Origin of the sequence: Rhodoblastus sp. (assembly GCF_041915505.1) — a bacterium.
Taxonomy (GTDB): Bacteria; Pseudomonadota; Alphaproteobacteria; order Rhizobiales; family Beijerinckiaceae; genus Rhodoblastus.
This window is the reverse complement of record NZ_JAYSBG010000234.1, coordinates 1-5,630: the sequence shown is the minus strand read 5'-3', so window position 1 is coordinate 5,630 and position 5,630 is coordinate 1. Positions and strand designations below refer to the sequence as shown.

8 protein-coding genes are annotated in these 5,630 nt (G+C 64.3%); 3 read left to right on the top strand and 5 right to left on the bottom strand.

Annotated features, from left to right (window positions below):
* A partial coding sequence (locus ACE3S9_RS13820) for a transporter (RefSeq protein WP_374547054.1) occupies nucleotides 1-425 on the top strand: 425 nt, incomplete at its 5' end.
* Nucleotides 426-503: 78 nt separating this feature from the next.
* Here the strand turns inward: ACE3S9_RS13820 and ACE3S9_RS13815 are convergent.
* On the bottom strand, nucleotides 504-1,061 hold the full coding sequence (locus ACE3S9_RS13815) for a redoxin family protein (protein WP_374547053.1): 558 nt from the start codon (nucleotides 1,059-1,061) through the stop codon (nucleotides 504-506).
* A gap of 126 nt (nucleotides 1,062-1,187) precedes the next feature.
* On the opposite strand from ACE3S9_RS13815, the gene ACE3S9_RS13810 reads away from it, so the two are divergent.
* Nucleotides 1,188-2,510: an FAD-dependent monooxygenase gene (locus tag ACE3S9_RS13810; protein ID WP_374547052.1), complete on the top strand. Its 1,323-nt coding sequence runs from the start codon at nucleotides 1,188-1,190 to the stop codon at nucleotides 2,508-2,510.
* 3 nt (nucleotides 2,511-2,513) lie between these two features.
* On the top strand, nucleotides 2,514-3,293 hold the full coding sequence (gene xth / locus ACE3S9_RS13805) for an exodeoxyribonuclease III (protein WP_374547051.1): 780 nt from the start codon (nucleotides 2,514-2,516) through the stop codon (nucleotides 3,291-3,293).
* A gap of 270 nt (nucleotides 3,294-3,563) precedes the next feature.
* Here xth and ACE3S9_RS13800 read toward each other — a convergent pair whose 3' ends face one another.
* The 4 genes from ACE3S9_RS13800 to ACE3S9_RS13785 all read right to left on the bottom strand — a co-directional run.
* Nucleotides 3,564-4,061 carry an Hsp20/alpha crystallin family protein gene (locus tag ACE3S9_RS13800; protein ID WP_374547050.1) on the bottom strand — a complete coding sequence of 166 codons (498 nt, stop codon included), beginning with the start codon at nucleotides 4,059-4,061 and terminating at the stop codon, nucleotides 3,564-3,566.
* Between the two features lie 166 nt (nucleotides 4,062-4,227).
* A complete protein-coding gene (locus tag ACE3S9_RS13795; RefSeq protein ID WP_374547049.1) occupies nucleotides 4,228-4,686 on the bottom strand; it encodes an iron-sulfur cluster assembly scaffold protein in 459 nt (152 codons plus the stop codon).
* Nucleotides 4,687-4,894: 208 nt separating this feature from the next.
* Nucleotides 4,895-5,182: an acyl-CoA-binding protein gene (locus tag ACE3S9_RS13790; protein ID WP_374547048.1), complete on the bottom strand. Its 288-nt coding sequence runs from the start codon at nucleotides 5,180-5,182 to the stop codon at nucleotides 4,895-4,897.
* 82 nt (nucleotides 5,183-5,264) lie between these two features.
* Nucleotides 5,265-5,630, bottom strand: a 366-nt coding sequence (locus ACE3S9_RS13785; RefSeq protein WP_374547047.1) for a BRCT domain-containing protein, incomplete at its 5' end; no start/stop codon positions are given.

Here is a 5,630-nt window from a genome sequence, read left to right as displayed (position 1 = left end):
ACGGCGGCGGCTGGAACGTCACGGCCAACCTTTATGCCGGCCAGCGTCTGGATGCGGGCTCATGCACGGCGATCCCGTTCGCCACGACCTGCAGCAACAACGACTGGTTCAACTATGACCTTGCCGTAACCCACACCTTCGGCAGGTGGGAATTCGGCGCGGTGGGCTTTGGTTCGACCGATTTCAATGTTCCCGGCTTGCCGAACATTCGCACTTTAGGCGGCCTGGTCTATCCCGAGGCGCAAGCCCAGTTCGCGCTCGGGGGCCTCGTTGGCTACAATTTCGGCCCGATCATCATGCAGTTGATCGTCGCGACCGACGTGTACATCCAGAACTACAACGCCTACGAGACACAGGGCATCCTGCACGTGATCGTTCCTGTGTGGCGTCCTGAAAGCCCGACGGCGGTCGCGGCAAAGTACTGATCTGGCGACGCGGCCAGCCGGGTTTCCGAATCACAATTGCAGCCGATGGTTCGCGGTCGTCCCGAACGCCCCAGAAGACTAGGCCAGCGCCGGCAGGATTTTGGCGCGCAATTCCGCCAGATCCATCGACCCCTGCGCCATCAACGTCAGTTTCGGCGCCGGGGCGAAGACGAAATGGGCCGGAATGCCGCGCGCGCCGAGCGCCCGGAACAGATAGCCCTTGCGGTCCACGCCGACCTTGGCGAAGGGATTGCCGTGCTCACGCAAATAGACCAGCGTCTTGGCCGGATCGTCGAGCGTCGCCACGCCATAGATGGTCGCGCCGGAGCGGGCGAAATCCAGCAGGGCCTGATGCTCCTCGCGACAGGCGGGACACCACGAGGCGAAGGCGTTGAGATAGACCGTCTTGCCGGCGATATCCTGCGCCGAAAAGCCGGGAACCGGCGCGCCGGCGGCGTCGGTCAGGCCCGGAACGGCGGGAAGATCGAAATTTTCCGCCGAAAACGGATTGAACAGCCGGCCGAACAGCCCGCGACGGCGCGCTAGCCACAGGCCGGCGCCGCCCGCGCCGAGGACGGCCGCGCCGCCGAGCAGGATCGCGCCGCGCCGGGTGAGGAAATGGTCTTCCGCATTCATGGGGCGAGACTGGCGCCGAGGCGTTAACGCCACGTTGGCGCGGCAAATCGTCTTGTCGTCAAAGTCGCCTTGCCGTTCTGGAAATCCACGCCATAAATGGATTCTGGTGAAGAAAAGGATCGCGCCATGAATCCGGCGACGGAAAAGAAGAAACCGGCGACAGAAGGCCCGACCGCAAAAACCCCGATCGCAAGCCCCACGATTGCAGCCCCCCCAATTGAATGCGACGTGCTGGTGGCCGGCGCAGGCTCGGCGGGCCTTTCCGCCGCCCATGCTTTCGCCGCGCAAGGCCGCAAGGTGGCCGTGGTCGGCAAAATCGAGACCGGCCTCGCCGGCCGCACGGTCGCTCTGTTCGAGGGGTCGTTGCGCTTCTATCGCGCGCTGGGCCTGTGGGAGCGCTGCGCCGCTCATTCCGCCCCGATGGAAGGGATCCGGATGATCGACGACACCGGCTCGATCTTCCCGACCGGCCCGAAGGAATTCCGCTCGCGCGAGATCGACCTCGACGCCTTTGGCGAGAATATCGAAAACAACGCCCTGGTCGCGGAATTGGCCCGAGCCGCGCGCGAAAATCCGGCGATCATTCTGATCGAGGATCTGATCGACCAATTCGAACTGAATTTTTCCGGCGCGCGGGCGCGGCTCGCCTCCGGCGGCCAGATCGAGGCGAAATTCGTGGTCGCCGGCGAGGGCCGCAACAGCCAGGCCCGACAGATCGCCGGCATCACCGTGACCACCTGGTCCTATCCGCAGGTGGCGCTGACCGCGCTGCTCGCGCATGAAAAGCCGCATCACCAGATTTCGACCGAGTTCCACAAGCGCTCAGGTCCCTTCACCTTCGTCCCGCTGCCAGGGCGCGAGGGCGCGCCGCACCGCTCCAGCCTGGTCTGGCTGGTTTCGCCGCGCGAGGCGCTGCGGCTGCAGGCCCTGCCGCCCGAGGCGCTGGCCGCCGAGATCGAGGACGAATCCCACGGCCTGCTGGGCAAAATCACGCTGGACGGCCCGCTCGGCGCCTTTCCGATGGGAGCGATGAAGACGTCCAAAGTCACCGGCACGCGCGTGGCTTTGATCGGCGAATCGGCCCATCTGTTCCCGCCGATCGGCGCGCAGGGCCTGAACCTCAGCCTGCGCGACATCGCCAATCTGGTCGATTGCCTCGAAGGCGTGAATCTCGACGAGCCGGATGAAATCTCGCGCGCGCTCGAGGGTTATGAGCGTCAGCGCGCGCGCGATATCGGGCTGCGGGTGCGCGGCATCGACATTCTCAACCGCTCGCTGCTGGTCCACGCCTTGCCGGTCGATTTCGCCCGCGCCTTCGCGCTGAATTTCTTCTCGGCCGTCGGGCCCCTACGCCGCGCCCTGATGCGCGAGGGCGTGACGCCGCACGGACCGACCCCGAAACTGATGCGCGCCCGGCCGCCGGCGCGCCCCGCCTCGGGAAGGGGCTGAGCCTTGCGCATCGCGACCTGGAACGTCAATTCCGTACGCCAGCGCGTCGAGGCGCTGGTGAGCTATCTCCACGAGGTCCAGCCGGATGTTTTGTGCCTGCAGGAGCTGAAATGCCAGGAAGAGCAATTCCCGCGCATGGAGGTCGAGGCCGCCGGCTATAATGTCGCGATCCACGGCCAGAAAAGCTACAACGGCGTCGCCATCCTCTCCAAGGCGCCGATGGAAATCGCCGTCGGCTTGCCCGGCGACGAGAGCGATGCGCAATCGCGCTATATCGAGGCGGTGATTCCCTGGGGCGCGACGGTGCTGCGCGTCGGCTGCCTTTACCTGCCCAATGGCAATCCGCTCGGAACGGATAAATATGCCTATAAGCTCGCCTGGATGGACCGGCTTATCGCCCATGCCAAAAAGCTGCTCGCCCATGAGGAGCGGCTGGTTCTGTGCGGCGATTACAATGTCATCCCCGACGCCCGCGACGTCTACGACCCGGAGGCCTGGCTGTCCGACGCGCTCTATGCGCCGCCGACGCGGGCGAAATTCCGCGAATTGCAGGCGCTGGGCTTCACCGAGGCCCTGCGCGCGACGACCGACGTGGCCAAGCTTTATACGTTCTGGGATTATCAGGCCGGCTGCTGGCCCAAGAACAACGGCTTGCGCATCGACCACCTGCTGCTGTCGCCCCCGGCCGCCGACCGGCTGGAAAGCGTGACGATCGACCGGGACCTGCGCGGCAAGGACAAGCCCTCCGACCATGTGGCGATCCGGGTGGATTTAAAGGATTAAAGAAGGCCGGAACCGCGCCGCCCCCTCTCCCCGCTGGCGGGGAGAGGGTTGGGGTGAGGGGCCCTGCGGGCGGACGATTGGCGTCCGCACTGCGCGAGGACCTGTGCGCAGGTCCGGTCAGGGTGATTACTCGCCCGTATTCTGGCGCGCGCCCCTCGCCCCCGCCCTCTCCCCGTTCCACGGGGAGAGGGGGGAACGCCGAGCCCATGCCCCAAAAAGCTCCGGCCCCCATTTGAGGGGGCCGGCCAGATGCTTTTACTGTTTACGCTGTCAATGGGCCGTTGGCGGCTCCTCGGCCTTCGGCGCGCCGGCCGTGACCGGGATGGTCTTGGCGGCCGTCACCCTTGCGGCGGGTTTCTGAATGATCAGATGCAGGACGCCCCTGTCATAATGGGCCTGAACCGCATCCGCCGCAGGTTCAAACGGCAGCATCACCGTGCGATAGAACGAACCGAAACGACGCTCCGTCACACGCCAGTCTTTCTCCTCGCGTTTGGCCTCCATCATTTTCTCGCCGGAGACGATCAGACGGTCACCCTCGACGCGAACCTTGATGTCCTTCTCGTCGACGCCCGGAATTTCCAGCGTCGCCTCGATCGCGGTTTCGGTCTCGGCGATATTCATCGCCGGAACCGGAGCCATGGCTTCTTTCATGGCGGGCATTTCGAACATTTTCGGAAACTCGCGCCCGAACAGATCCCTTTCAAAGGCGCGGAAGGGATCGGTCATAAATTCGCGCGTCCAGAGATCCGGAAGCAGGGTTTTCATGACATCCTCCTGTCCGCCCCGCGGCGTCCGAACTGGAAGCTCGCGTTTCGCGGGGCGTCACGACAAAGGATCAGACCCGATTGGCGGAAAGGGTCGAACCCCTCGCTACGGTCGCCACTATAGCCCAAACCGGGAAAAATGCATTGACTGAAATCATTGACACGCTTCAGCCTGCCGCGCCCTGTTCGATGGCGTCGAGCGGCTTTTCGATTTCGTCCAAGGCTTGGGCCACGGCGTCGAACACCAGCAGGATCGAGGCGTGGCGCGCCTTGTAATCGCGCGCGGGTTCGAGATAGCCAGCCTCGGCGAAACGCCCCTGCGGCGGCGGGCCGTTTTCCTTCAGCATTTTCCGCATGGTTTCGCGCAGGGCGCGCAATTCCTGCGGCGAGGCGCCAATAATGTTCCCGCCCATGACCGAAGACGCCGCCTGGCCGAGCGCGCAGGCCTTCACGTCCTGGGCGTAATCGACGACTTTCCCCTCCGCCAGCGACAGATCGATGGTGATCGAGGAGCCGCACAGCCGCGAATAGGCCGAGGCGGACGCCTGCGGCGCCGGCAGCCGGCCCAGCAGCGGGATATTGGCCGCAAGCTCCAGGATTTTGCGATTATAGATATCGTCGAACATGGCGTCTCTCGGCTCGCGCCCGTTCCTCAGATAGAGCGCGGGCCTCGCCTTCGCAAGGCGCTGCTCCAAAGCGTATTCGCTGGTGCGGCCCTTCGGGTCGAGCGAAGTGGATACCGGTTCGCGTAAAGAACCGTAGGTCCGAGAAGCGAATACGCGTCAAAACAAAAATCCAGATCGTTTCGTTGTTTTCGTGAAACAACGAAACGATCTAAAGCGTCACGCCATGGTCCCGCGCGAAGCTCTCGGCCAGCGCCACATAGGCGCGCATCGCCTCGTCCTTGCTCATGCCCCGGTTGCGCGCCCAGGCGTCATATTTGAATTTGCCGACCAAATCGAAGACGCCCGGCTTGTCGCCATGAACGTCGCCGTCGCGCGCCTGACGAAACAGGCCGTAAAGCGCCAGTTTCAATTCATTCGACGGCTGCGCCGGCCCATTGGCCGGCAGCGCCTTGATCCGCGCCACGACCTCATCGAAATGCCGTGCGATCTCATCCATCCCATCCCCCCTTCCCGGCCCAAAGCCGGAATGTCGACGGATAGTTTATATATGAACAAATATGCCTTTGGCCAGAGCCTCGTCAGCCGCCCGGCTCGGCGCCTGCCAGTTTGAGCCAGCCGTCCTCGTCGATCACCTCGACGCCCAATTCGCGCGCCTTGGTCAGTTTGGAGCCGGCGTCAGCCCCGGCGATCAGCAGATCGGTCTTTTTCGAGATTGAGCTGGACACTTTGGCGCCGAGCCGCTCGGCCATGGCCTTGGCCTCGTCGCGGGTCATTTTCTCCAGCGCGCCGGTGAACACCACCGTCTTGCCGGCCACCGGGCTGTCGCTCTTGACCGCCTCCATCGGGACGATGCGCACTTCCGCGAGCAGCGCGTCCAGAGCCTGTTCGTTATGCGGCTCGACGAAGAAATCCGCCGCCGCCTCGGCCACGACATCGCCGATTCC